Origin of the sequence: Streptomyces sp. NPDC005722 (genome assembly GCF_040630935.1) — a bacterium.
Classification (GTDB): Bacteria; Actinomycetota; Actinomycetes; order Streptomycetales; family Streptomycetaceae; genus Actinacidiphila.
In genome coordinates this window covers 13,830-39,171 of sequence record NZ_JBEXYN010000003.1, presented here as the reverse complement: position 1 = coordinate 39,171, position 25,342 = coordinate 13,830, and the positions used below count along the sequence as shown (strand labels likewise).

Sequence of the window (25,342 nt, the reverse complement as noted above, 5' to 3'; positions counted from 1 at the left end):
CCGCGCGGTCCCCCAGCCGCGCCGGCTGCGGGACCGCACCGTCCTCCAGCGCGGGTGACCGGGGCAGCCCGCTCAGACCGCCGAGAGGGCCTGTGTCGGGGGCAGGCGCGAGGCGCGCAGTGCCGGGTAGACGCCTGCGACGGCGCCCACGACGACCGCGCCGGCCAGTCCCGTTCCGAGTGCGAGGGGCGGCAGGACGGGCGGCCACGCCTGGGAGAGCGCGTAGCCGGCCGTGCCGGCCGCGCCCAGCACGGTGCCGCTCAGCCCGCCGAGGACGGAGAGCATGACGGATTCCGTCAGGAACTGCCCCCGGATCTGGGGGCGGTTCGCGCCGAGGGCGCGGCGCAGGCCGATCTCGCGGCGTCGTTCCAGTACGGAGACGAACATGGTGTTGGCCACGCCGATGCCGCCGACCAGCAGGGCGACCCCGGCAAGGCCCAGGAACAGGGCGGAGAAGGTGTGCTCGGTGGCGCGCTTGGCGGCCAGGGCGTCGGAGGGGCGGCTGACCTGGACCAGTCCGGGCAGTTCGGGGTTGACGGTGGCGGCCAGCACGGCGCGTACGGCCTCGATCTGCGGTTCGCGTGCCTTCACGTAGACGACCGTGGGGTGGCCGTCGAAGGCGAGCCGGTCGCGTGCGGCGTCCCAGCCGACCAGTACGGAACTCTCCAGGTCGGGCGTGAGCGGCATCGGCCCGAGGACACCGATCACGGTGAACCGGTGCGTGCCGATGGTCACCAGCGGCTCCCGGCCCGGGGTGACGCGGTCGATGCCCAGGCGCTCCGCGGAGCGCCGGCCGAGGACGGCGGTCGGGAAGCGTTCGGTGGCGCGGTCGAGGAACCGGCCGGAACGTACCGTGCCGCCGACCGTGGCCAGCAGGTCGGTCCTGGCGGCGAGCACGCTGAGCCCGATCGAGTCGTTGGGGTCGGCCAGGTCGGAACGCCGTACGGTGGTGTGGGTGTTGGCCACCGCGGTGGCGCTGGTGACGGGGCCGATCCGGGCCGCCATGGCGTCGGCGGCCTCGGGGAGCAGCGCCTTGTCGCCGGCGTCGGGCTGCGGCTGGGCGCGCAGCATGTTGGTGCCGAGCGCGGAGAGTTCGTCCATCAGGGCCCGCTGGCTGGAGGCGGGGATGCCGGTGACGACGACCAGGGTGGCGATGCCGATCGCGATGCCCAGGGCGGACAGCGCGGCGCGGGTCCTGCGGGTGCGCAGGCCCAGCAGGCCCAGGCGCAGGACGTCGAGGGGGGACAGTCTGATCGGCCGGTTCATGCCGGGCTCCAGGCGTCCGCTGGGGCGGGGGCGGGGGTGCCGGGAACGGCGGTGTCCGAGGCGATCCGGCCGTCGCGCAGCCTGACGCGGCGCGGGAGCCGGTCGGCGATGTCCCGGTCGTGGGTGATGACCGCGATGGTGGTGCCTTCCTGGTTCAGTCCGGTGAGCAGGTCGAGTACGGCGCGGCCGTTGGCGCTGTCGAGGGCGCCGGTCGGTTCGTCGGCGAGGACGAGCGCGGGTTCGTTGACCAGCGCGCGGGCGATGGCGACCCGTTGCCGTTCGCCGCCGGACAACTGCTGGGGCAGGTGGCGGGTGCGGTGGGCCAGGCCGACCCGGGCCAGCGCCTCTTCGGCGCGGGGGCGCCGCAGCCGTCGTGGCACGCCTGCGTAGAGCAGGCCGGTCGCGACGTTCTCCGTGGCGTCGAGGCCGTCGGTGAGGTGGAAGTGCTGGAAGACGAAGCCCAGCAGCCGGGCGCGCAGTGCGGACAGCCGCCGGTCGGACAGTCCGGCGGCGGCGTGGCCGGCGATCTCGACCGTTCCGCTGGTCGGCCGGTCGAGGGTGCCCATGATGTGCAGCAGCGTGGACTTCCCCGAGCCGGAGGGCCCCAGGATGGCGAGGAGTTCCCCCTGCCCGACGCTGAGCGAGACCCGGTCCAGGGCGGTGACGTCGCCCGCGTAGGTCTTGGTCACCTCGTGGACGACGAGGGCGGGTGCCGGTGGTGCCGTGCTCACGAGGCGGTCACCACCGTCATGCCCTCGCCGACCCCGGCGCCGCTCACTTCCACCAGGCCGTCGGCGAACATCCCCGTCTCCACGGGGACCAGCGAGGAGTCGGGGCGCTGCAGCGCGTAGCCGCCCTCGCTGAGCGCGAGGAGCGCGGTGACCGGGACGGCCAGGACGCCCTTGCGGTCGGTGGTGCTGAAGCGGACCTGGACGGAGGCGGAGTCCAGCGCCTTCACGTCGGCGCTGTGCCGCGGCGTGACGGTGACGTCGACCGTGGGGGCTCCTGTCTGCGCGGTCGGGTCGTCGGCGGAGCCGCCCTGGACGGCGTGCGACACGGCGGTGACCGTGCCGGGGACCTCCCGGCTGTCGGGCAGGGTGATCATGACGCTCTGCCCGGTGCGGAGCGCACCGACCTCGGCCGCGTCCACACTGACCGCCACCGACTTCGCGGTGGTGGTGTACGTCAGCACCTCGCCCTCGGCCGGGTCGCCCGGGACGGCGGTGACGGTGTTGACCCGCACCGGCCCCGGCAGCACCAGCGCGCGACCCGGCAGGAGGGTGCCGGTCGCCTCCTGGCCGGTGTCGCGCTGCCAGCGCTTCAGGGCGGCACTCAGGGAGGGGGTGAACTCCGAGCCGGGGCTCGCGAAGCGCGAGGGCGCGCCGCCGCGGGTTCCGCCCGTGCCGCTGCCGCCGCCGGTGTCGCCGACGTCGTAGCCGAGGGCCCGCAGGTTGTCCGCGAGCACCGTGACGTCGTTGCCGCGCAGGCCCGGCTTGTCCAGCGCGCGGAAGAACGGGGTGTCGCCGAGGAAGACGACGACGGGCCGGTCGTCCACCCGGTACAGGGGCTTGCCGCGGACGGCCGTGGCGCCGGGCGACGGCAGTTCGGTGAGCACTCCGGTGCCGGTGCCCTTGAGCGTCCGCAGCGGGCCGTGGCCGAGGGTGCCGGGCAGGGTCCTGTCGCTGCCCAGGTCGGTCCTGGTGACCTTGACGGTGTCGAGCCGTACCGGGTGGTCCGGCGCCGTCCGCGGACTGCCCTGCCGGGCGCTCCAGGCGGCGGTGGCGCCGCCCGCGCCGCCCGCGGTGAGCAGGACCGCCAGGGCCACGGTGAGCCGGCGCCGGCGCCGCTTGGGGAGGCGGTGCTCAGCTGTGCTTGCCACCGAAGGCCTCCATCGTGCAGCTCTTGTCGACCTTGAGCCCCTCTTCCTCACTCAGTGTGTTCTGGCCGTCGTAGGTCCAGCCGGAGTTGTCGGAGAGCGAGACGACCTTGAGCCCGTGGGAGTTCAGGCACTTGATGTAGGCGCGCCAGTCGTCGTCGAAGTGCGGGTTCCTGTCGCGGTCCAGCTCGGGCGGCTGGAGGGGCAGCTTGCCGGCGCACGTCTTCTCGGCGGCCTTGGCGGTGGGGCTGTTGTCGTTCTGGTCGATCGAGTAGGGACCGCGGGACAGGAGCATCTTGTGCCCGTGCTCCTTCAGGCAGGAGGCGTAGGCGTTCCAGTAGCGGTCGCGCTCGGCGTCGGAGCTGTCCAGGCGGAGCTGCGGGCGGCCCTGCTCGCCGCCGGCGGGCGTCGCCGCCGTCGACGACCGCGGCCCCGGCGCGGCGGGGCCGGTCGCCAGGGAGGCGACGTCGTGTTCCCCGGACCGGTCGCCGGTGGCCGTTCCGGAGCCCTCGCCGGCGCCGCCGGAGCCGCCGCAGGCGGTGAGCAGGACGGCGCAGACGACGGCGGCTGCCGCGCCGGCCACGCGGTGCGGGAAGTGTGGGTGGGTCATGCCGACCGATCGTGGCCGGTGAATGTGGGGAACCTGTCAGGAAGCGATCGGCATCCCGTGGTCCCTCCAGGACGGGACCCCGACGCCGCAAATACGACACTTGCCGTACTTATACTCCCGGCCATGAGCGCACACATACTGGTCGCCGAGGACGACGAGAAGCAGGCGCAGCTGCTGCGCGTGTACCTCGAGCACGAAGGGCACGCGGTCACCGTCGTCCACGACGGCCGCGCCGCCCTGGAGGAGCTGCGCCGCGACCCGCCGCACCTGCTCGTGCTGGACGTGATGATGCCGAAGGTCGACGGGCTCGACGTCTGCCGCATCCTGCGCCGCGAGTCCGACCTGCCGGTGCTGATGCTGACCGCCCGCTGCACCGAGGACGACCTGCTGCTCGGCCTGGACCTGGGCGCCGACGACTACATGTCGAAGCCGTACAGCCCGCGCGAGCTGACCGCCCGGGTGCGCACCCTGCTGCGCCGCGCCCGGCCCTCCGGCCCGCCCGCCCCGGAACCCGACCCGACGCTGACCGTCGGCGGCCTGCGCATCGACCCCACCCGGCATGAGGTCACCTGCGACGGCAACGGCGTCGAGTGCACCCCCGGGGAGTTCCGGCTGCTGGAGACGCTGGCCGCCCAGCCGGGCCGGGTCTTCACCCGCGAGCAGATCCTCGGGCAGCTGCACGGCACGGGGCGCTACTTCACCGTCCGGACGGTGGACACCCACGTGATGAACCTGCGCCGGAAGATCGAACCCGATCCCGCCCGTCCGGTGCGGCTGCTCACCGTCTACGGGGTCGGCTACGTGCTGTCCGACGCCCCGTGAGCGGCCGCTTCCACAGCAGCCTGGTGGTGCGGCTGCTCGCGCTGTCGGTGCTGGTCTCCGTGTGCTCGATCGCGGCCACCGCCTGGCTCGCGGTCCGTACGACCACCCGGGCGATCCGGCAGGAGCAGGGCCAGGTCATCTCCGACGACGCCCGGATCTACGAGGCCCTCCTGGGCCGGGCCGCCGGGCACACCGACTGGCGGGGCGTGCAGCCGCTGGTGGACCGCCTCGCCCGCGAGACCGGGCACCGGGTCGTCCTCACCACCCAGGACCGCCGGCCGATCGCCGACTCCGCCGGCGCCGCCCACCGGACCCCGCTGCCGGACCGGGCGTCGGCGACCGTGGACCCGCTCGCCGTCGACACCGCCATCGCGGGGTCCGCGGGCGGCGACCGCATCGACTCCCGTGCCGTCGGTCCCTTCCGGCTGACGCAGGCGGAACGGACGCGGCTGACCGGCCTCGCACAGCGCCGCGTCGCGTGCCTGCGGGACCTGGGCCTGCCCGCGACCACCGTCACGGCGGCGAGCGGACGGCCCCGGGTGAGCACGCCGGGCTACAGCGGCGATCGCTGCGCCGCCGACGTCCTGGACCGGCCCACCCGCACCGAGGCACGTGCGCTCGGCCGGCTCGACGGCCTGGTCGACGCCTGCCTGGGCCGCCGGGGCAGCGGCCCCGTGGAGCTCGCGCCCGACCTCACGTGGACGCCCACGCGAAGCCGCGGACCCGTGGACCAGGGGCTGGTCTCCTCGTGCCTGGACAGCGCCCGCCGGGAGCAGCTCGCCCCCTACGTCGCGCCGCCCGCGCTGCTCTTCATCGGCTCACCGCGGGACGCGGCCGCCGCGTCCCCGTTCGACCTGTCCGCGCCGAACCGCCTCCGCATGGCCGGGGTCGTCGCCGGCGTGCTCCTGCTCACCGTCGTCGTCACCGCCGGCCTGGGCCTGCAGCTGGTCAGACCGCTGCGCGCGCTCACCGCGGCCGCCCAGCGCGTGAAGGAGGGGGACGTCGCCGCACGCGTGCAGGTGACCGGCAAGGACGAGATCGGCCGCCTCGCCGAGGTGTTCAACGACATGTCGCGGCAGCGGACCGAACTGGAGCGGCTGCGCACCGAGATGGTGGGCGACATCGCCCACGAACTCCGCACCCCGCTGAGCAACATCCGCGGCTGGCTGGAGGCCGCCGACGACGGGGTCGTCCCGGCCGACCGCGCCCTCGTCGGCTCGCTGCTCGAAGAGGCGCTCCTCCTGCAGCACATCGTCGACGACCTCCAGGACCTGGCCGCCGCCGACGCCGGCGCGCTGCGCCTGCACAAGGTGCCGTGCGACGTCGGTGAACTCCTCCAGCAGGTCGCCACCGCGCACCGCGGACGCGCCGACCACGCGGGCGTCCTCCTCTCCGTCGACGCAGGCGCGGCGGACGCCGGCGGCATCGGCACCGTCGTCGCCGACCCCGTACGGCTTCGCCAGGCCGTCGCGAACCTCGTCTCCAACGCCCTCCGGCACACCCCGCCCGGCGGCACCGTCACGGTCACGGCGCGCCGGGAGGGCGGCACGGTCGCCGTCGCCGTCGCCGACACGGGCGGCGGCATCCGGCCCGAGGACCTGCCCCGGGTCTTCGACCGCTTCTGGCGCGCGGAGAAGTCCCGCAACCGGGGCACGGGCGGCAGCGGCCTCGGTCTCGCCATCGTCCGCAACCTCGCGCAGGCCCACGGCGGCTCGGTGACCGCCGAGAGCACCTACGGCGAGGGGTCGCTGTTCACCCTGCGGCTGCCGGGTGACGAGCGCGGAGCGGGTCGCACACCCTGACCTGACGCTCCGCCCGCGACCTGGGGCACGGACCGGGGGCACGTCCCTCCCCCGGTCCGCGGAGGCCCTACGGTGTGATGCGCAGGGCGTCCACCATCCCCACCGACGTGCTGCGGTTGACGATGCGGATGGTGTGCGTTCCCCTGGTCAGGCCGCTGCGCTGCCAGACGGTCTGCTGCACCTGCCGCGCGCCGGAGACCCGCAGGTCCACCGTCGCCTGGAGGGCGCCGTCGAGGTAGACGTCGACCGGCCCCATGTCGCCGTTGCGCTCGGAGATGTAGGCGACTCCGGTGCCGGTGAAGGTGTACTGGGCGACGGCGTTCACCGTGGTGCTGTGGTGGGTGTCGTCGTTGTAGTCGCCGTAGCCCCGCCCACTGGTGGGGTGCCAGTTGCTGTCGTAGGTCAACTGGGTGTTGTTGACCATGGGGTTGGGCGTCTGGGCCATGCCCAGGGTGGAGGTGGTGCCGCTCAGGGTCTTCTCCCCCTGGTTCGCGGTGCCGGTGAGCCGTACGGGCGTGTAGGAGGAGAGCGGCTTGGCGGTGCGCTCCACCACGTAGACCCTTCCGGCGGCCGTGGGCAGGTCGAACTCGGCCGCGGTCGTGGTGAGCACGGTCGTGCCGCCGGTGACGTCGCGGACCCTCACCTGCTGGGTCCCCCACGGGTTCACGACCCGGGTCGTGTTGCCGTACAGGCTCTTGATGCCGACGTACTTCACCTCGCCGGCCTCGCGCTCCGAACTGACGGTGAAGCCGCCCTTGGCCAGCAGGGTGAAGCGTCCGGTGAACGAGGAGTCGCCCGGCACCGCCGGGAAGACCCGGATCTTGTCGTTGTAGGACTGGAGCAGCGACTCGTTGAGGGCCGCGAGGTGTACCCCGAGGTACTCGAAGACGCCGTTGGTGTTGTCGGTCATGCCGTTGGGATAGGTCTGGTACTTGCGCAGCATCGTCTTCATGCCCTGGTACGCCTGGTCGCCGAGGCCCAGCCGGGCCGCCTGGACGGCATCGTTGGCCCAGACGTTGCCGTACGGGAAGGGCCGGGCGTTGAAGGTGTTCACGGCCTTCTGCTGGTCCGGGAAGCCGATGCCGGTGCGGTCGTAGGGCCAGATGATCTCGGCCGCCACGTTCTCCCCGTTGCGGGTCTGCGCGAGCGGCGGGGTGTGCGGCAGGTAGACGTCCGCGGTGGACGGGTAGGCGATCAGGTTGTCCACGATCCGCTGCCACTGCGGCCGCAGGTCGGCGTCCAGGCCCAGGGACTGGGACGCGCGGATCGCGAGGGGGAACAAGGTGCGCACCGCCGCGAGGTCGGTGATCGCGTTCGGCACGTTCCAGTACGTCTCGTGCGCGTGCGAACTCGCGACGAAGTACTTACCGGAGGCGGCGTCGAAGGACAGCTTCGCGGCGTAGAACTTCACCACGTCCCGCATGAACGGGTAGGCGGTGTTGCGCAGGTAGGCGGAGTCGTTGCTGTACGCGTACTGGAGGTACATGTTGTACGCGGCCTCGGTGCCCGTCGACCAGATGTTGTTGGTGAAGTCGCTGTTGACGGTGCCGCGGGCGTTGCCGTCCCAGCCCATGGTCTCCGGCACCCACAGCCCGTCGACGTTGTAGCGGGTCCTGGTGTACGCCTTCAGCGCCGCCGCGTTGCCGCTGTAGAGGCGGTTGAAGCCGGCCATCAGGTCGACGTGGTTGGAGGCGAGGAAGGAGTTGTAGACGTCGCGCTGGTTCCAGAACCAGTACGCGTTGCTCCACTTGGTCTGGTCACCGGTGGCCCGGAAGACGCCGTTGATGAAGTGGAAAGGATTGGTCCCGTACCCGCCGGCGGCGATCATGTACGTGCTCAGGTAGTAGATGTTCTCCAGGTAGTCCGCGTCCCCGGACAGCCCCGAGTACTGCACGAACGACTTGCCCCAGAAGTTGTGCCACCAGGACGTGTAGTCGCCGAGCGTCGCGCTGTAGCCGCGGCTCTTGGCCGCCGCCAGGGCGCGCTTGGCCTCGGCCACCGAGTCGTGCGAGGGCGCGTTGAGCCGGGTGCTGGCGGTGAACCAGATGGTGTAGCTGCGGGACGGGGTGATCGACAGGCGGACGGTCCGGCCGTCGACGACCCGTGTGCTGTAGGCCGCCCCCTCCACCGTGGCGGCCAGGGTGTAGCCGAAGTTCTGCGGGTCGGACTGGCCGCGGCTGATGCCGGCTCCGGTGGAGTCGGCGTACGTCGAGACCGTCTTCCAGGTGTTGAGGTTGGGCACGTCACCGCTGTTGCCCAGCTGGGAGACGTCCCACAGGCCCAGGTCGAGGTTGACCGCGGAGACCCCGGAGCGCGAGTCCTCCACGTGCACGCCCATGACCTCGGAGTTCGGCACGCCCATCACGGTCACGGTGCGGTTGGCGTCGTAGGAGGTGGTGAGGGTGCCGTCGTAGAGCGACAGGCGCTGCTTGTAGGTGCTGTAGCCGCTCTCGAGCGCCGGGGTCGTGGACAGGTTGAGCAGTCCCGCGCCGAACGCCGTCTGCTGCGAGGTGTCCACGCCGGACACCTGCATGGTCAGCCCGTTGTTCTGCCAGGCCATCGCGCCCGTACGGCCGTTGCCGACGGTCAGCCCGTGCAGGGGGTTGGTGGTGGGCCGGTTGTAGACGACGTCGTGCTTGGACATGTAGGCGCCGCGGTCCACGTTCAGGGCGCCGGTGGCGGAGTCGAACGCGGCGTCCGTCGGTGCCGCCACGGCCGGGGCCGAGAGGCCGACGGCGGTCGCGGTCATGATGCAGACGGCTGCGAGCGCGGCTCGCACGAGTCTGCGCAGTCTCATCGAATGCCCTCCCTACGGGTCATGGGGGTGAGGACCGGTGCGGGACAGCGCGCGGCTGGAGCGCGACCGGTGGAGGTGGAACCCGATTGATCGGATGACTCGCCCGGAACGCTTCGTCAGCGCACTCCCTCCCCCGCACCGTGCGCGGGCACGCGGAAGCGATGCGCAGATCAGGCGCCCAAAGCGCGCACGACAAGCCGAGGTACGACGCACGGGGGTACGACGTGACGTCGACATGGCCGCGTCAAAGGAAGTGAACATCGGATGTCTTGGCCGGTCAACACTCAGCGCAAAACGTCCCGGTCGGCCGCACCGGGGCTGCGGGTTGCCGCGCCGGTCGTTGTACGGCACACGCGCGACGGCGAGGGGCCGCGGCGAACGGGGCACTCAGGCGTGCGGCCCACCGCACGGTGCCGCGGGTGTCCGGCCTCCGTGCGGGACACCCGGATGCCTTCCGGGAGCGAGGGCCGGCTGGGAGAACGTTGTCTTCCGATGTTTCGGTGGTCCGCGGGAGCACAACGGTCCCGCGCCGCCGTCAGGGCGCCAGCTCGCCGGATCCGCGGGGGATCAGCCGCGTGGAGACGATGACCCTGCGGGTCGGCCGCGACCGGTTCGCACGGCGTGCCGTGAGGAGTTCGATCGCGGTGCGGCCGATCTCCTCGTCGCCCTGGGCGACGACCGTGACGCCGGGGCGCAGCAGGTCGGCGAGGCCGAAGTCGTCGAAGCCGACCAGGGCGATGCCGCCGAAGTCGGCGCCGAGCGCGCGGATGACCGCGACGGTGGTGCTGAAGTTCCCGGTGACCAGGGCCGTGGCCGGGTCCGGACGGTCGCGCAGGGCGGCCAGCGCGGCGGCCACGCGGGCCGGTTCGACGGGACCGGGGTGCACCATGCCGTCGAGCGGCCCGCCGATCCCGGACAGCGCGTCGCGGAACGCGGTCGCGCGCTCGCGCCCGGTGTGGATGCGCTCGTCGTCGCCGATGTAGCCGATCCGGCGGTGGCCCTGGGCCGTGAGGTGCGCGAACGCCTGCCCTATGCCGCCCCGGTTGTCGGTCAGCACGGTGTCCACGTCCAGGCCGGCCGCCGGGCGGTCGAAGGCGACCACGGGCAGGCCCGAGTCGATCTCGGGCTGGAGGTAGTGGTGGTCCTGGGCGATCGGCTCGATGATGATGCCGTCCATGCGGCGGCGGCACATGGACGTCACCGCCTCGCGTTCGCGTTCCTCGTCGTCCTCGGTCGACATGGCCACCACGGTGAGGCCGGCGGCCCTGGCGGTCTCGTCGATCGCCCGCAGCACGGGGTGCGCGTCGGCGATGTGACGGACCGCCGCGCCTATCGCCCCGCTGTGGCCGCTGCGCAACTGGCGTGCGCGTTCGTCGGGTTGGTAGCCGAGCCGGTCGACGGCCGCCCTGACGCGCCCGGCGAAGTCCTCGCCCACCGTGGTGTCGCCGTTCACCACGCGCGACACCGTGCGCAGCGCCACGCCGGCCTCGCGGGCCACGTCCACCATCGTGGGACGGCGCGGCCGGTGCGGACCGCTCTTTCCGACGGCGTCGGTACCGGGCACGTGGCTTCCCCTCTCGCGGTTCTCCCGTTCCCCTGCGTCCGCAGTGTCCCCGGGAGTCTGCCGGTCCCCCCTGCCGGGACCTCGCGCGCCCCCGGGTGCGTTCCGGAACCGGCCCGTGGTCCTCGGAGGACTTGACTTGCTGTCAGGGGACCCTACTGTACTGGGCGAGACAACGTTATCCCACAGTCGGGATGCGGTCGTTCGCCGGGTGCCGCGGGGCGCCGCCCGGGCCGTACGCCGTGCCTCCCGGAGGACCGGACACCTGTCTCCCGGCGACTCCACACCCGGAAAGGGACCCGCCATGCCCAGAAGAACGGCCGTCGGCAGGCGCAGCACCGCTCTCCTCGCAGCCACCGCACTCTCCCTGCTCGCCGCCTGCTCCTCCACCGCCTCCGGCGGGGCCGACGGGAGCGCCCTCACCTATCTGACGTTCAACACCCCCACCCTGACCCCGGTGTTCTGGGAGGACTCGATCGCCAGGGCGCGGAAGGCGGCACCGGGGGTGACCATCAAGCAGGTGGTCGCGCCCAGCACCGACCGCGACTCGTACGCCAAGCAGCTGCGGGCCTCGGGCCAGTTCCCGGACCTGCTGCAGTCCATCACCCCCGCGCAGTACACCGAGGCCGGCCTGCTCACCCCGTACGAGCAGACCTGGATCGACCGCAACTTCCTCCTGCCGCAGGGCAACGCCATCAAGGGCAAGGTCTACATCCCGCCGACCAACTCGCAGATCATCCCGCTGGTCTTCTACAACAAGGAGCTCTTCCGGAAGGCCGGGGTGACCCCGCCGGCGACCTGGAAGCAGTTCCTCGGGGTGTCGGAGAAGCTGAAGTCGTCCGGTGTCACCCCCATCGAACTGGGCGGCAACGACCCGTTCGCCGCCGGGATGCCGCTGACCGGCGCGCTCAGCGCCGACGTGCTGGGCCGGAACCCGCAGTGGATCCGGCAACGCCACGAGGGCACGGTGAAGTTCACCGACCCCGACGTGGTGGCCGCCGCGACCAAGATGCGCACGCTGGTGGAGAAGGGCTACTTCGAGAAGGGCGCGCTCAACGTCAGCTACGCAGACTCCATCAAGGACTTCAACGCGGGCAAGGCCGCCATGTACCCCATGGGCAGCTGGTACCTCGGCTCGATCCCGAAGGACCAGTGGGACACCATCGGCGTCTTCCCCTGGCCGACCGACGACGGGTCGACCGTCGTGCCCTTCGCGGTGGGCGGCTCGATGGCGATCAGCACCAAGGCGAAGGACCCGGAGGGCGCCATGGCCTTCGCCAAGGCGTGGTCGCTGGACCCGGGCAACCTCAAGGCCCTCATCGAGGGCGACGGCGCCTTCCCCATGCTCAAGGACAAGACCCTCGACGACTACGGCGTCGACGTCAGCCCCGCCTTCACCGACTCCTACGCCTTCGTGACCGAGGACAACGGCAAGGTCAGCGCCATGGCCTGGGCCACCAACGACGACGCGCTGCCTGGCTCGCTGAACAACGAGTTCTACGCCGCCGCCCAGGCCCTGTTCAACACCGACGACGTCAAGGGCGAGATGGCCAAGCTCGACCAGGCGTGGGACTCCGCCATGAAGTGACCTGACAGGTCATCAGCAACACAACCACACCTCAGGAAAGGAGAAGGCGGGTGAGACCGCTGTCGACGTGGTTCCGCGACGCCTCGCGGGACCTCGGGCTCCGTCTGATCGCCGCGTTCGGCCTGCTGCTCTACACGGTGTTCATCGTCCTCCCGGTCCTCATGAGCCTGCGCAGCAGTTTCACCGACGAGAACCCCCTGAGGTCCGGGAGCGAGTGGATCGGGTTCGAGAACTACTCGGAGATGCTGCACGACCCCCAGCTGCGCGCCAGCGTCCTGTTCACCCTGGCGCTGGCCGTCGGGGTGACGGCCGTGGCGAACGTCGCCGGGCTGCTGCTCGCCATGCTGCTCGACCGGACCCGGCTCACCTACCGGGTGCTGCGCACCGTCGCGTTCCTGCCGCAGGTGGTCTCCGGGGTGATCGTCGGCTTCGTCTGGAAGGCGATCTTCACCCAGGACGGGCTGCTCAACGACACGCTCATGAAGCTCCACCTGCTGGACCAGCCGGTGGACTGGCTCGGCCGGCCGCACCTCGCCCAGCTGTCGGTGGGTGTCGTGGTCGCCTGGGTGCTCTCCGGCTTCACCACCGTCGTCCACCTCGCGGCCCTGCAGAACATCCCGCGCGAGCTGTACGACGCGGCGTCCATCGACGGTGCCGGCGCGTACCAGCGGTTCCGGATGATCACGCTGCGGATGGTGGCCCCGGCCACCACCATCGGCGTGACCATCTCGCTGATCACCGTGCTCAAGCTCTACGACATCATCCAGGTCCTCACCTCCGGCGGGCCCGCCAACGCCACCCAGTCCACCGCGCAGTACATCGTGAAGACGGCGTTCACCACCGACCGGTTCGGCTACGCCTCGGCCGTCGCCATGTTCCTGCTGGCGCTGTCCGCGGTCATCGCCCTGTCCGTCACGAGCCTCCTCCGCCGCAGGGAGATCGACCTGTGACCGTCCAGCACGCCCCCGCCCGCCCCGCCACCGGACGCCCGACGCGGCCGGAGCGGCCGGCGACCGCGCCCGGCCGGTCCGGGCGGTACCGCGCACTGCGTTCCCCGGTCCGGCTGACCGCCGCGGTCGTCGTGGTGCTGCTCTTCGTCAGCCCCCTCTACCTGACCGTCGTCAACGCGTTCAAGACCGAGGACGCCATCGTCGCCAACCCCGCGGCGCCCCCGGTCCCTCCGACGCTCGGCAACCTCACCACGGCGCTCGGCCGCCCCGACCAACTCATCCAGCTCGGACTGCGCAACTCGCTGATCGTCGTGCTCTGCTCGGTGCTGCTGCTGATCCCGCTCGGCTCGGCGTTCAGCTTCTGGATCTCGCGCCGGCGCACCCGGCCGCGGGCGGCGATCCTGGCGGTCCTCGCGGCCGGGCTGATGATCCCGCCGCAGGTCGTGCTGCTGCCCACCATCCGGATCCTGACCTTCCTCGGCCTGGACCACTCGTATCCCGGGCTCATCCTGTCCAACCTCGGCGGCGGGTACTTCTCCTTCGCGGTCTTCGTCTACGTCGGCTTCCTGCGGGCGGTGCCCGCCGAGGTCGTGGAGGCCGCGCGGCTGGACGGCGCCGGAGGACTGCGGATCTGGTGGACGATCGTCATGCCGCTGGTGCGGCCGGCGACCGCCACCGTCGCCATCTTCCTGTCGCTGTGGATCTGGAACGACTTCCTCAACCCGCAGTTCATCCTCGGCCCGCTGCAGGGCCAGACCATCACCACCGGGCTCTACCTCTCCGTCGGGCAGTACCAGATGGACTACGGACAGCTGTTCGGCACCATGTTCCTCGCCGGGATCATCCCGGTGGCCGGGTACCTGCTGATGCAGAAGCAGTTCGCGGCCGGTCTCACGGCGGGATCGGCCAAGTGAGCGCCACGCCGCGGACGTCCGCGGCCGCCCCGGCCACGGCGGGGCCGCCCCCGCTGGACGAACTCGCCGGCGACTGGATGCCCGCCGGCCGCCTCGCGCACCTGCCCAGCCTCCGCAACCAGTGGGGGCAAGGGCATGTGAACGCCGACCTGACGTCGCTGTCCTGGCTGGCCTTCCCGCCGTACAGCGGCGGCTACCACACGGGCGTGCTGCGGATCGACGGCCGCCCGCTCGCCGCCGACCGGCTGCGCTGGTCCCCCTGGGGCGTCGAACGCGCTGCCACCCGGGGCGCGTTGACGGTGCACACCGAGGTGCGGATGGGCTACGAGCGCAGCCGGCTCCTGTGGCGGATCACGCTGCGCAACACCTCGGACGAGCCCGTGCACGCCCGCGTCGAGCAGGAACTCCTCGCGATGTTCGCGCACCACGAGACGGACTGGGGCTGGCTGTACGGCACCCCGTGGAACCACGGCCACCACCACGACTTCCACGCCACGGAACGCCTGCGCGCCGAGGTCCTGGCCGACCGGCCGCGGCAGGTGCAGACCCTCCCCCACGGCGAGCGCCGGCTGCGCCTCGGCTCGCCGCGCGTCCCCGGCATCCAGCGCGACGAGGACGCGGCACCCATGCTCCTGGAGTCCGAACTGCCCGACCACTCCGCCCCGGACGCGGACCGCGTGCGCGAACCCGGGGCCCCGTGCCTGGTGGACCGGCTGGAGGTCCGGCGGCCGGACGGCACGGTCACCGCGGTCGGCCAGGAGGGAGCGGCCTGGACCGTACGCCCGGGAACCGACCTGCGCGCCGGTACCGCGGCCCTCGGCTCAGGGGACGTCCTGGCCCTGCGTCTGCGCGTCGACCGGGCCGCCGCCCACGGCGCCGTGATCACCCACGGCAACCACCCCGACTCCGCGACGATCGGACTCGACGACGGCCGCCTCTTCCTGCGCATCGGCGGCGAACGGGTCGTCACCGCCGAGCCGTTGGCCACCGGGCGGTGGCACCGGGTCGAGCTCCGCCTCGGTGACGACGGCGCCCGCCTGGACGTCGACGGCACGGAGCGCGCCCGTACCCGGCCGTGGTGGGAGGGCCGGCGGTGGACCGCCCACGTGGAGGACGGCGCTCTGTGCGTGGCCGACTCACGCAGCCCGGCGCGGTCCGCGTACGCCTTCGCCGAGCCGCCCGACGCCCTGACCGCGAGCGGCGCCCGCGGCCTGGCGCACTGGGACGTCCGGCTCGCGCCCGGCCGGTCCCGTGTGCTGGAGTTCGTCCTCGACATCGGTTCGTCGCGGGACGGGACCCGGAACGCCGCCCTCGCGGCGGCACACGGCTTCGGGGCCGGGTTCGCGGGGGTCGCCGAGCGGTGGCGGACGACCTGGCGGCACGCCTTCACCCCCGGCAACCCGGAGTTCTCCGGCCACCTGCCCACCCTGCACACCGACGACGCGGACCTCGCCCGCACCTACTACCTGGGCGCCCTCCTCGCGGTGTACATGCGCAACACCCGGGTGTCGCGCACCGGCCCGGTCTTCCTCACCGGAGGGCCGCGGCTGGGACCCACGACGACCTTCTTCTGGGACCAGTCCGAGTTCGCCCGCACCGCCGCGATGCTGGAGCCCCGCGGCCTGCGCGCCTGGTTGCTGGCCGCCCTCGCCCAGCCCTACGAGCACTGCCACTCCTTCGACACGCGCAACCTGCTCCCGGTGGGGAACCACTACGCCGCCAACGACCACGCCCTCTTCCGGACGGTCACGGCGTACGTCACCGTCACCGGGGACACCGGCCTCCTCGCGGAACGGGCCGGGGACCGCGGCGTGCTGGACCACCTGCGCGCGATGGCCTTCCGGCCGCGCGGGATACGTGCCCGCTACGCGGGCGGCGTCCTCGCCGACCTGGGCTCCGACGCCTGGGAGTTGCTGGAGTGCGTGCCGAACTACCGGGACGCCGTCGTCTCCTTCAACGCCGGGTACGCCGGCATGCTGCGCTCCCTCGGCACGCTGCTGCGGTCGCTGGGCAGCGACGCGGAGGCGGCGGAGGCCGAGGCGGAGGGCGCGGAGCTGGCCCGCGCGGTGCTCGGCCGGTACGCGGGCGGCGGACGCTGGCGCATCAGCCACCCGCAGGGGACGGACGACGTCATCGGGCACTGCCTGGACTTCGTGCTGGTCGCCGCCGACATGACCGCGGACCTCACTCCGGCGCACCGCGAGGAGATGGTCGGCTTCGTCTCCCGGCGGCTGCTCGACGGCGACTGGATGCGCGCCCTGGACCCGGACGATCCCGTCGCCCCGTTCTCCGACCGCCCCGACCACGGTGCGGCCGGTGCCTTCGCCGCCTGGCCGGGCGCGACCGCGTACGGCCTGTGCCGCCTGGGCCGCCCGGACCTCGCCGCCGGCGTCCTGCGCCGGGCGCACCGCGCGACGTCCGGGGCCCTGTGGGGGCAGGCCATGGAGGTGACCGCCGACGGCGGTTACCGGGTGGCGGAACGCGGTGTCTCCAACCGGGAGAGCGTGGCCGCGGTCGCGGTCACCGAGGCGGTGCTCGCGGGTCTGTTCGGCGTCGCCGCGGAGGTGCTGCGGCCGGGCGGCGGACCTCTGGAGAACGCGTTCGGCCGGCTCACCGGGGTCCGCGCGGCCGGCTACGACCTGCCGGGGCCCGGCGCGTGATCCGGTGCGTGACCTGCGTGACCGGTGCGGGGCGCTGCCCACGCCGGGCTCCGGAGCGGACGAACGGTGATCAGGGGGCGGCCCCGCCGTGGCCGGGTCGGTGGACTCCGGCGGGGCCGCGCGTGGGCCCGCCCGGCCGGCCCCGAGCCGTTGTGTGACCGGGCGGGCGATCGGGGGATCGGACGGCAACGGGCCCCGCTCCGTCCGGGCGGCGCGGAGGCTCCGGCCGCCGCCGGAGCAGTCGTCCGGGGCGGCGGGTGCGGGTCTGCTCGTCCGTCCCGGGCCTCCTCGCCGACCTGAGGCCCTGAGTGGGCGGGGCCCCGGTCCTCAAGGGCGCCGACCGCCGGGGGCGGGCGGCTCCGCCCGGTCGCCTTACCCCGGACCCGCCGCCGAAACCCCGGAGGGCGATCCGGCGCCGCAGGGGATCGTGAGCGGGAGCACGTGATCGCGCGCCGGCATGCGCACCGCCAGGTCGCAGAATTTCCTCCCCTCGGGGTTTCGGCGCCGGGCGGGAGGCAAGGCGCCCTTCCGGAGCCCGCCCGCCCCCTGACGCACCCCTGGGCGGCTCTCCGAGAGCCCGTGCTCTCGGCGATCGGCGCCCTTGCAGGCCGGGCCCCCGGGGGCCCCGGCCGGCGAGGAGGACATTGTGGATCTGAAGACCCGGATGCACCGACCCGGGGAGGAAGTCCCGGTCAGCGGCATCTACGAGTGCACCTGCGGCAAAAGCCACCGCTTCACCAGCACGGACGTGCAGGGACACACCTTCCCACCCGTTCCGGCGGGCTGTCCCGGCGTCCACTGGCGTCTGCTGACCCCCGCCCACGCGGAACGCAGCCCCTGACGCGTCCCGGACGCCCGCCCGGTCACGTGCGATGACGGCACACGCGGCCGGACGGGCCACCACACGGCCCCACCGACGCTCCTTGCCCGAGCCCCGGTGGGGCCCCGCCCCCGGCGCCTACGGGGTGAGCGCGACGTAGACGGATCCCTCGGTCGCGGACCACGTGAAGCCCTGGTGCACCGTGCGGGCACCGTCGGTCAGGAGGCGGGCGGCCATGGCGGTGACCGCCTCGTCCAGGTCCGGGGTCTCGTCCGGCGCCCGCTCCCGGGCCCGGTCGGCACACAGGTAGAGGGTCCGCAGAGCGGCCTCGACGTCGTGGACCTGCTGGCCCGCGTGGGCGACGGGCTTGATCTCCCAGCGCATCTGCATGGCATCGCCCCTCCGGAAGGAAGCGGACACAGCCACAGGATGCCGCTCACCGGACCGGTGCGCATGCCGGGTGGCACGCCCACCGCTGTCCGGGAGAACTTCCGGTGACGAGGGTGCGCGGCATACGGAACCGCGGTGAGCGACGACGAGACCCGGTGATCGTCCCGCTCGGTGCCCCGGTCGCCATGGCCCTTGCGGGCCCCGCGCCGGGCTGCCAAGATCACCGCGTGACCTCCCCGAGAGCCGCCCGGCGCGCCGCCGGCACGCCGAACGCCGTCGACCTGCTCCTGTCCCTGACCTTCATCAGGCGTCGTACTCCCGAACGGGACGCCGCCGATCTGCTTGAGGGCCAGGTCTTCGAGGTCGCCGCGCTCAGCCGGACCGTGGGCCGGGTTGTCATGCTGAACGTCGGCAAGGGCAGGCAGATACAGCACCTCAAGATCGGGTCACTGTTCGTCGCCCAGGGACAGCCGCTGGTGTGGCGTGAGCGCCGCACGCGCCAGGAGACGGTGCTGGGCGGCCCCTTCGCGCTCAGGCGACTCGACAAGAAGGTCCCGCTGAACGGCAGGCTCGCGTTCTACGAGCTGACCACGGCTGACGGAAGCCATGAGGTCGCGCTTCCCAAGAAGGACGCCCCGCTGGTCTCGCTTGCGATAGGCCAGGACACGCTGGAGGCACCCACCCCCGGATGACTCCCGCCGGAGGCCGGGGCGCACAGCCCGCGGTTGACCTTCGGGGCGCCGGCGGTGGGTCGCCGGCGGAACCCGCTCTACCCTGACCCCAGGGCGGAGTCGCGGGGTGGGGGCCGATGCTGAGGCGTACGTACGGAAAAGTCACGGCAGCGGCCTACGTTGCGCTGGTCGCGGGTCTGGCCGTAGCGGGAGCCGTCGAGGAACGAGCCGTCTTCTACCTGTCCGCCGTCGCGTTGACCCTCCCCTCGGGCGCCGTCGCCCTTCCGGCGATGTACGCCGGGTATGCGGCGATCTCGGCGATCGGCTCGATCTGGGCGCCCGTCGCCCGGCCGGACGGAACGGAGGCCGGCTGGCTGGGCCTCGGCAGCGCGACACTGAACGTGACGCTGCTGGTCTGCGCCGCGCTCACCAATGTCCTTCTGCTGGAACGGATCGCACGCCGACGGCGCGGCGCCACGACGGAAGGCCCCTAGGCCGTGTCGTCACATGCCCTCCCCCAACCTTCGGCCGGGGGTGCCCCCACCCCACGGCTCCCCCAGCTGCGCTGGGAGGTGCCCCCAGGCACGGCACTCCCCCAGCTCCGCTGGGAGGTGCCCCCACGCTGCGTTGTCGAATCGTCCGAGTAGCCCACTACGAGGACGACTCTCCGCCTTGCGATGCACCGCACCAGACACCGTGCGGCCCGCCCTCCGGGCGGTGGGGGCACCTCCCAGCGCCAGCTGGGGGAGCTCATGTGACGACACGCCCTAGCCCCGGCCCGCTGCGGTTCCGGGCCGGCCGCCCCCTCCGCACCCTCCGCGGTCGCCCTCAACGGCCGCCCCGCACACCGCTGTCGATAGCCTGACCGGGTGACGACCGACCTGACCCTCCTGTCCCGCGTGGCCTACCGCGGACGGGAGATCACCGCGCCCCGGCTGCGCGGGCTGCTCGCGCTCCTCGCCGGCGAACTGCGCGCCGGTTGCAGCACCTCGCGCCTGGTGGACGGGCTGTGGCGGGACGAGCTGCCGGCCAACCCGGCGAACGCGCTGCGGATCCTGGTCTCCCGGGCCCGCTCGCAGCTCGGGCCCGACGTCGTCGTCAGCACCCCGACCGGCTACCGGCTGGCCCTGGACGAGGAGCAGGTCGACAGTTCGGCGGTGCTGCGCCGCGCCGAGGCGAGCGCCCGGCACTCCCGGGCCGGGGATCACGCGGCCGCCCTGGCCGGCGCGCAGGAGGGCCTCGCCTTCTGGGACACGGCCCCGGACGCCGACGCCGCCCCGGGCGACCCCGTGGCGGAACTGCGCGCCGAGCGGGCACCGCTGTACGCCGCCCTCGCACGCTCCCGCGCCCTCGCGCTCGCCCGGCTGGGACGGCGGGCCGAGGCACTGACGCCGCTGACCGAGGTCTTCGCCGGGGCGCCGCGCGACGAGGAGGTGCTGGCCGAACTGCTGCGCGCCGAGGCCGCGACGGCCGGTCCCTCGGCGGCCCTCGCCCGCTACGACGCGTACCGGCGTGAGCTCCGCGACGACCTCGGCACCGATCCGGGCACCGCGCTCAGGGCCGTGCACCGGGAACTGCTGCAGACCGAGGCCCCCGCGGTCCGGTACGGGGTGCCGCACGACCCGAACCCGCTGCTGGGACGGGACGAGGACCTGGCGGCGGTGGACGGGCTGCTGCACTCCTCGCGACTGGTCTCGATCGTCGGTCCCGGCGGGCTCGGCAAGACACGGCTCGCGCACGCCGTCAGCCGCCGGGCGGAACAGCGGGTGGTGCACTTCGTCTCGCTGGCCGGCGTCGGTGCGGACGAGGACGTGGCCGGCGAGGTGGCGTCCGCGCTCGGCGGCGGGGACGCGCCCCGCGGTGGCGTCGCGGCGTACGGCGGCGGGGCGGACGTGGCCGCCGGGATCGTCGCATCCCTCGGCACCGGCCCCGCGCTGCTGGTGCTGGACAACTGCGAGCAGGTCGTCCGGGGCGCCGCCGGCCTGGTGCGGGAACTCGTGGCGCTCTCCCGTGACCTGCGGGTGCTGGTCACCAGCAGGGCACCGCTGGGGCTGAGTTCGGAGGCGGTGTACCAGCTGCCGCAGCTGAGCCTGGCGACCTCGGTCGCGCTCTTCGAGCAGCGGGCCCGGGCCGCGCGGCATCACGTCGAGCTGCCGCCCGACGCGGTCGCCGAGCTGTGCCGGCACCTGGACGGGCTGCCGCTCGCGGTGGAGTTGGCGGCGGCGCGGGTGCGGGTGCTGTCCGTTCCCGAGATCGCCCGGCGTCTCGGCGACCGCTTCACGCTGCTGCGCGGCGGGAGCCGGGACGCCCCCGAGCGGCACCGGACGCTCCTCGCGGTCGTGGAGTGGAGCTGGAACCTGCTGGAGGACGACGCGCGGGCCGCGCTGCGTGCGCTGTCGGTCTTCCCCGGTGGCTTCTCCGGCGAGGCCGCCGAACAGCTGCAGGGCGACGGGGGCGACGCGCCGTATGTGCTGGAGCAGTTGGTGGACCAGTCGCTGCTGAAGGCCGCCGACACGGCGGCCGGGATCCGTTTCCACATGCTGGAGACGGTGCGGGAGTTCAGCGCCGCCCGGCGGGCGGCCGCCGGCGAGGAGGACGGTGTCACGGACCGGTTCCTGGGCTGGGCACGGCGGTTCGGACTCGCCAACCACGATGTGCTGTTCAGCGCCGAGCCGCTCCGGCACTGGGCCCGGCTGCGCGCGGAGCAGGACAACCTCGTCCTCGCCCTGCGGATCGCCCTGGCCCGCGCGGACCACGCCACCACCGCCGCGGCCGGTGCGGTGCTGGCCTGCGTGTGGCTGACCGACTCGGCGAGCTTCCACCGCGTGCTGACCCTGGCCGCCGACACCGCGGCGCCGCTGTCGCACTACCGCCCCGACGCCCCGCACATCGAGGTCACCCGCACCCTCAGCGCCGTCTGCACCGCGGGCCCGTTCATCGGGTTCGGGCCCGTCCGGCCGCGCCACCTCGTGACCCTGCGCCGGCTGCCGTCCGCGGAGCCCGACACCCTCCTGCGCGCGCTCGCCACGGTGCTGTGCGCCGTTCCGGACATGCGCCCGCCCGGCTACGAGGCGCTGCGCAAGCTGAGCGGGAGCGACGCACCGCTGCTGGCGGGCATCGCCGAATGCGTGGCCAGCTACCTCTGGGAGTACGAGCACGAGCCGGAACGCGCGCTGTCCTCCGCCCGGCGGATGCTGGCCATGGTCGACGCCGTGCCCAACCCGTCGCTGCGGCTCCTCGGCCACTCCCGTTGCAGCGAGTTGTGCGCGGACGCCGGCCTCGGCGAGGAGGCGTACGGGCACCTGCTGGCGGCGCTGGACACCCTGACGCACCTGAGCGACCAGTCGCCCACGACGGGCCTGCGCCGGGGCCTCGTCCTGGCCTGCCTGCAGCGCGGTGAGCCGGACGAGGCCGAGGAATGGCTGCGGCGGGTGGAACGGAGCGGGTCCGGGGAGCAGGCCGCCGCCCACACGCCCGACCTGGCGGCCTCGGCGGAGATCGCACTGGCCCGCGGGCTCACCGAACTGGGCCTGGGCCGCTGGCGGATGGCCGTGGAGCAGCAGCGCGCGGGCGACCGGCCGCCCGCCGATCCCACCATGGACGCGTGGGCGCGGGTGATCGAGGCCCACGCGGTGGCCGCGCACGCGTACGCCGGGCGGCTGGAGCCGGTCGCCGGCCTGGTGGCCGAACTGGACGGCCGGCTGCGCACCGCGCTCGCCGACGGCTCCGGCCCGGCCGGGGAGGTGCTGCGGCACGGCACCGGCGTACTGGCCCTGGGCCTCGCGCGGCTGGCGGCGGGCGACGCGTCGGCGGTGCGCCTGCTGGCGCTGGCGGGACGACTGCACGTGTCCCAGGTGTTCCAGCCCACGATGTCCCTCGACCGTGCCCGGCGGGCCGCCGAGGAGACGGACGGGGCGGCGTACGCCGACGCGGTGTCGGAGTACGCCGCCCTCGGGCGGGAGGGGCTGCGGGAGGCAGCCCGCGCGCTCATTTCGGGTCGCGGTTGAACTGCGCGGTCGACCAGAGGTAGCCGAGCACGGTCAGGCCCGCGCACCAGGCGACCGTGATCCACCCGTTGACGCCGATCTCCGTGCCGAGCAGCAGGCCGCGCAGCGTCTCGATGGCCGGGGTGAACGGCTGGTACTCGGCGATCGGCTGGAACCAGCCCGGCATCGTGTCGGCCGGGATGAAGGCGCTCGAGATGAGCGGGAGCAGGATCAGCGGCTGGGCGCTGTTGGCGGCCGCCTCGGCGTTCGGACTGGCCATGCCGATGCCGACCGCGATCCAGGTGAACGCCAGGGAGAACATCACGAGCAGCCCGAACGCCGCCAGCCACTCCAGGGCCGTCGCGTCCGTGGACCGGAAGCCGATGGCGACGGCGACGGCCCCGACGAGGACGACGCTGGCCACGCACTGCAGGACGCTGCCGACGACGTGCCCGATGATCACGGAGCCGCGGTGGATGGCCATGGTGCGGAAGCGGGCGATGAGGCCCTCGCTCATGTCCATGGAGATGTACACGGCGGCCCCGATCACGGTGCTGCCGACGGTCATCATCAGGATGCCGGGGACGATGTAGGCGATGTACTCGGAGCGGTCGGCGCCACCGCCGCCGATGCCCGCGCTCATCACGTCACCGAAGATGTAGACGAACAGCAGCAGCAGCATGATCGGCGCGAGCAGCAGGTTCAGGGTGGTGGACGGGTAGCGCCGCGCGTGCAGCAGATTGCGGCGCAGCATGGTGCCGGAGTCGCGGACCGCGAGGGACAGGGTGCTCATCGGACGTTCTCCTTGGGCTGGTCGGGGACGCTGACGGGGCTGGTGAGGGCGAAGAAGACGTCGTCGAGGTCGGGGGTGTGCACGGTCAGCTCGTCCGCCTCGATGCCGGCCGTGTCCAGCCAGTCGAGGATCGAGCGCAGCTCGCGCTGGCTGCCGCCGCTGGGGATCTGCAGGGTCAGCGCCTCGTCGTCCCGGGTGGCCCCGCGCAGTTCGTCGGTGGCGGAACGGTAGGCGGCGGGGTCGGTGAAGCGGAGCCGTACGTGGCCGCCGGGGATGAGCCGCTTGAGTTCCTCCGCGGTGCCCTCGGCGGCGATGGTGCCGTTGTTCAGCACCGCGATGCGGTCGGCGAGTTCGTCGGCCTCCTCCAGGTACTGGGTGGTGAGGAAGACGGTGACGCCGTCGGAGACCAGCTCGCGGATGATCTGCCACATGGTGTGGCGGCTGCGCGGGTCCAGGCCAGTGGTGGGCTCGTCGAGGAAGATGATGCGGGGGCTGCCGACCAGCGTCATGGCGATGTCGAGGCGGCGCTTCATGCCGCCGGAGTAGGTCGACGCCGGCTTCTTGGCCGCCTCCGTGAGGTCGAACCGCTCCAGCAGTGCGGCGGTCACCTTCCTGCCCTCGCTCTTGGACAGGTGGTGCAGGTCGGCCATCAGCAGCATGTTCTCCTCCCCGGTGATCAGCCCGTCCACGGCGGAGAACTGACCGGTGACGCCGATCGCGGCACGCACCGCCTGCGGCTCGACGGCGAGGTCGTGGCCGCCGACGCGGATGTCACCCGCGTCGGCGGTGACGAGCGTGGAGAGGATCTTGACGGCGGTGGTCTTGCCCGCGCCGTTGGGGCCCAGGAGGGCGAAGACCGTGCCCGTGGGCACGTGCAGGTCGATGCCCTGGAGGACCGGCTTGTCCCCGAAGGACTTCCGCAGCCCCGTGGCCGCGATGGCGGATGCGTGGGTCGTTGTCATGCCCTGGAGTCTGCGCGGGGCCGCGCTCAACGACCTTTCAGCGCGGTTTCACCCACCACCGTCCACCGCCCACCCGGTGAAACGCCCTGGTCGGCGCGGCGACGGCACGTCCGCCGCCCGCTCGCGCGCTCCGCGGCCGGTTGCGGCTCGATCCCCGACTCGGTCGCGGCACACCGCCACGCCGCCGGCGGGTACCGCGTGAAAGGGTGGCCGCACGCGCAGGTTCCCCGAACCGCCGCGACGGGCCACGGGTGATGACGACGGGTACGGCGGACGGATCCGGCATGGAGTTGCTGTGGACGAGTTCACCTTCCTTGCAGGTGCACGGATGTCACCGCGAGGTGAGGCCGTCTTCCTGCTGCTCTTCGGCTTGGGCGCGACGTTCACGGGTCTGCTCACCGCTGCGAACGCCGACGCCGTGGCCGCCCACCACGACCAGATGCAGCAGGACTTCCACGACGCCAGCAAACGGGGTGGTCCTCCGGACGACCGCACCCGCAAGACCCGGCGCACCCTCGCGAGGACCCTCGGCTGGGTGTTCGCGATCATCGGCCCCGCCCTCGCGATCTCCGGAGTCGTGATGCTCGTCCGCCTGTAGCCCGGCGGGCTCCTGCGACATCGCCGCCGTACGACACCGCGGGCAACGCCTGTTGCGACCGGTCACCGAAGGCACCGCGCTCCGGGCCGCGCGGTGTCGGCTTCGTCACGAGTGACGGGAGCGCGCCCGAACACCCCGATCTTTCCAAGAATTGGTCAAGAAAGGGTCATGTCGTCCGGAATGGGAGTCCGTTGCGGTGACCGCCATCTGTCGTTCACACCCGTCTCACCGCTCCGGTCGACCGTGCTTCCTAGCGTCCGTGAGTGCGCGCACCGC

Annotated in this window: 20 protein-coding genes; 11 read left to right on the top strand and 9 right to left on the bottom strand. The window is 73.1% G+C overall.

Annotation, left to right across the window (positions count from 1 at the left end; genetic code table 11):
* Window positions 1–72: 72 nt before the first annotated feature.
* Genes ABZ479_RS04225 through ABZ479_RS04210 form a run of 4 tightly spaced genes read right to left on the bottom strand, consistent with a single transcriptional unit; the run spans window position 73 to window position 3,752 of the window.
* The gene (locus tag ABZ479_RS04225) at window positions 73–1,266 is read right to left on the bottom strand and encodes an ABC transporter permease (RefSeq protein WP_500459780.1); all 1,194 of its coding nucleotides are present in this window, start codon (window positions 1,264–1,266) and stop codon (window positions 73–75) included.
* Window positions 1,263–1,955 (bottom strand): ABC transporter ATP-binding protein, encoded by a 693-nt coding sequence (locus ABZ479_RS04220; protein WP_500460202.1) that lies wholly within the window; start codon window positions 1,953–1,955, stop codon window positions 1,263–1,265. The genes ABZ479_RS04225 and ABZ479_RS04220 overlap by 4 nt, the downstream gene beginning before the upstream one ends.
* Before the next feature lie 38 nt (window positions 1,956–1,993).
* Window positions 1,994–3,145 (bottom strand): efflux RND transporter periplasmic adaptor subunit, encoded by a 1,152-nt coding sequence (locus ABZ479_RS04215; RefSeq protein WP_500459778.1) that lies wholly within the window; start codon window positions 3,143–3,145, stop codon window positions 1,994–1,996.
* Entirely contained in the window at window positions 3,129–3,752 is a 624-nt protein-coding gene (locus tag ABZ479_RS04210) for a hypothetical protein (protein WP_500459777.1), read from the bottom strand. The genes ABZ479_RS04215 and ABZ479_RS04210 overlap by 17 nt, the downstream gene beginning before the upstream one ends.
* Window positions 3,753–3,875: 123 nt before the next feature.
* Between ABZ479_RS04210 and ABZ479_RS04205 the strand changes: the two genes are divergently transcribed.
* Together ABZ479_RS04205 and ABZ479_RS04200 are read left to right on the top strand one after the other, a co-directional pair.
* Window positions 3,876–4,574, top strand: coding sequence for a response regulator transcription factor (locus ABZ479_RS04205; RefSeq protein ID WP_499600423.1), 699 nt, complete (start codon window positions 3,876–3,878; stop codon window positions 4,572–4,574).
* Window positions 4,571–6,376: a sensor histidine kinase gene (locus tag ABZ479_RS04200; protein WP_500459776.1), complete on the top strand. Its 1,806-nt coding sequence runs from the start codon at window positions 4,571–4,573 to the stop codon at window positions 6,374–6,376. The genes ABZ479_RS04205 and ABZ479_RS04200 overlap by 4 nt, the downstream gene beginning before the upstream one ends.
* Before the next feature lie 67 nt (window positions 6,377–6,443).
* Here ABZ479_RS04200 and ABZ479_RS04195 read toward each other — a convergent pair whose 3' ends face one another.
* Together ABZ479_RS04195 and ABZ479_RS04190 are read right to left on the bottom strand one after the other, a co-directional pair.
* Complete coding sequence (locus ABZ479_RS04195) at window positions 6,444–9,173, bottom strand: glycosyl hydrolase family 95 catalytic domain-containing protein (RefSeq protein WP_500459775.1); 2,730 nt, start codon at window positions 9,171–9,173, stop codon at window positions 6,444–6,446.
* 535 nt (window positions 9,174–9,708) lie between these two features.
* Window positions 9,709–10,737 (bottom strand): LacI family DNA-binding transcriptional regulator, encoded by a 1,029-nt coding sequence (locus ABZ479_RS04190; RefSeq protein WP_500459774.1) that lies wholly within the window; start codon window positions 10,735–10,737, stop codon window positions 9,709–9,711.
* A gap of 301 nt (window positions 10,738–11,038) precedes the next feature.
* Here ABZ479_RS04190 and ABZ479_RS04185 point away from each other — a divergent pair, with 301 nt between their 5' ends.
* From ABZ479_RS04185 to ABZ479_RS04165, 5 genes are all read left to right on the top strand, one after another.
* On the top strand, window positions 11,039–12,322 hold the full coding sequence (locus ABZ479_RS04185) for an ABC transporter substrate-binding protein (RefSeq protein ID WP_500459773.1): 1,284 nt from the start codon (window positions 11,039–11,041) through the stop codon (window positions 12,320–12,322).
* Window positions 12,323–12,372: 50 nt separating this feature from the next.
* Window positions 12,373–13,272 (top strand): carbohydrate ABC transporter permease, encoded by a 900-nt coding sequence (locus tag ABZ479_RS04180; RefSeq protein ID WP_499600428.1) that lies wholly within the window; start codon window positions 12,373–12,375, stop codon window positions 13,270–13,272.
* A complete protein-coding gene (locus tag ABZ479_RS04175) occupies window positions 13,269–14,186 on the top strand; it encodes a carbohydrate ABC transporter permease (protein ID WP_500459772.1) in 918 nt (305 codons plus the stop codon). The genes ABZ479_RS04180 and ABZ479_RS04175 overlap by 4 nt, the downstream gene beginning before the upstream one ends.
* Window positions 14,183–16,846: a hypothetical protein gene (locus tag ABZ479_RS04170; RefSeq protein WP_500459770.1), complete on the top strand. Its 2,664-nt coding sequence runs from the start codon at window positions 14,183–14,185 to the stop codon at window positions 16,844–16,846. The genes ABZ479_RS04175 and ABZ479_RS04170 overlap by 4 nt, the downstream gene beginning before the upstream one ends.
* Window positions 16,847–17,492: 646 nt before the next feature.
* Complete coding sequence (locus tag ABZ479_RS04165) at window positions 17,493–17,687, top strand: hypothetical protein (RefSeq protein ID WP_500459769.1); 195 nt, start codon at window positions 17,493–17,495, stop codon at window positions 17,685–17,687.
* Between the two features lie 117 nt (window positions 17,688–17,804).
* Here the strand turns inward: ABZ479_RS04165 and ABZ479_RS04160 are convergent, their stop codons facing one another.
* A complete protein-coding gene (locus tag ABZ479_RS04160; RefSeq protein WP_499600432.1) occupies window positions 17,805–18,086 on the bottom strand; it encodes a hypothetical protein in 282 nt (93 codons plus the stop codon).
* A gap of 197 nt (window positions 18,087–18,283) precedes the next feature.
* Here ABZ479_RS04160 and ABZ479_RS04155 point away from each other — a divergent pair, with 197 nt between their 5' ends.
* From ABZ479_RS04155 to ABZ479_RS04145, 3 genes are all read left to right on the top strand, one after another.
* Window positions 18,284–18,748 (top strand): hypothetical protein, encoded by a 465-nt coding sequence (locus ABZ479_RS04155; RefSeq protein ID WP_500459768.1) that lies wholly within the window; start codon window positions 18,284–18,286, stop codon window positions 18,746–18,748.
* Between the two features lie 116 nt (window positions 18,749–18,864).
* Window positions 18,865–19,221, top strand: coding sequence for a hypothetical protein (locus ABZ479_RS04150; protein ID WP_500459767.1), 357 nt, complete (start codon window positions 18,865–18,867; stop codon window positions 19,219–19,221).
* Window positions 19,222–19,596: 375 nt separating this feature from the next.
* Entirely contained in the window at window positions 19,597–22,734 is a 3,138-nt protein-coding gene (locus ABZ479_RS04145) for an ATP-binding protein (protein ID WP_500459765.1), read from the top strand.
* On the opposite strand, the gene ABZ479_RS04140 is transcribed toward ABZ479_RS04145, so the two are convergent.
* Both ABZ479_RS04140 and ABZ479_RS04135 read right to left on the bottom strand, forming a co-directional pair.
* Window positions 22,715–23,506 carry an ABC transporter permease gene (locus ABZ479_RS04140; protein ID WP_500459763.1) on the bottom strand — a complete coding sequence of 264 codons (792 nt, stop codon included), beginning with the start codon at window positions 23,504–23,506 and terminating at the stop codon, window positions 22,715–22,717. The two genes, ABZ479_RS04145 and ABZ479_RS04140, sit on opposite strands and share 20 nt — an antisense overlap.
* Window positions 23,503–24,468: an ATP-binding cassette domain-containing protein gene (locus ABZ479_RS04135; protein WP_500459762.1), complete on the bottom strand. Its 966-nt coding sequence runs from the start codon at window positions 24,466–24,468 to the stop codon at window positions 23,503–23,505. Before ABZ479_RS04135 ends, ABZ479_RS04140 begins: the two co-directional genes overlap by 4 nt.
* A gap of 328 nt (window positions 24,469–24,796) precedes the next feature.
* Between ABZ479_RS04135 and ABZ479_RS04130 the strand changes: the two genes are divergently transcribed.
* On the top strand, window positions 24,797–25,066 hold the full coding sequence (locus ABZ479_RS04130) for a hypothetical protein (RefSeq protein ID WP_500459760.1): 270 nt from the start codon (window positions 24,797–24,799) through the stop codon (window positions 25,064–25,066).
* The last annotated feature ends 276 nt before the right edge of the window (window positions 25,067–25,342 follow it).

Bases quoted from the DNA above. Each gene is read 5' to 3' on its own strand.
- ABZ479_RS04225 (WP_500459780.1), bottom strand. From the start codon at position 1,266: ATGAACCGGCCGATCAGACTGTCCCCCCTCGACGTCCTGCGCCTGGGC.
- ABZ479_RS04210 (WP_500459777.1), bottom strand. From the start codon at position 3,752: ATGACCCACCCACACTTCCCGCACCGCGTGGCCGGCGCGGCAGCCGCC.
- ABZ479_RS04205 (WP_499600423.1), top strand. From the start codon at position 3,876: ATGAGCGCACACATACTGGTCGCCGAGGACGACGAGAAGCAGGCGCAG.
- ABZ479_RS04195 (WP_500459775.1), bottom strand. From the start codon at position 9,173: ATGAGACTGCGCAGACTCGTGCGAGCCGCGCTCGCAGCCGTCTGCATC.
- ABZ479_RS04185 (WP_500459773.1), top strand. From the start codon at position 11,039: ATGCCCAGAAGAACGGCCGTCGGCAGGCGCAGCACCGCTCTCCTCGCA.
- ABZ479_RS04150 (WP_500459767.1), top strand. From the start codon at position 18,865: ATGCTGAGGCGTACGTACGGAAAAGTCACGGCAGCGGCCTACGTTGCG.
- ABZ479_RS04140 (WP_500459763.1), bottom strand. From the start codon at position 23,506: ATGAGCACCCTGTCCCTCGCGGTCCGCGACTCCGGCACCATGCTGCGC.
- ABZ479_RS04135 (WP_500459762.1), bottom strand. From the start codon at position 24,468: ATGACAACGACCCACGCATCCGCCATCGCGGCCACGGGGCTGCGGAAG.
- ABZ479_RS04130 (WP_500459760.1), top strand. From the start codon at position 24,797: ATGTCACCGCGAGGTGAGGCCGTCTTCCTGCTGCTCTTCGGCTTGGGC.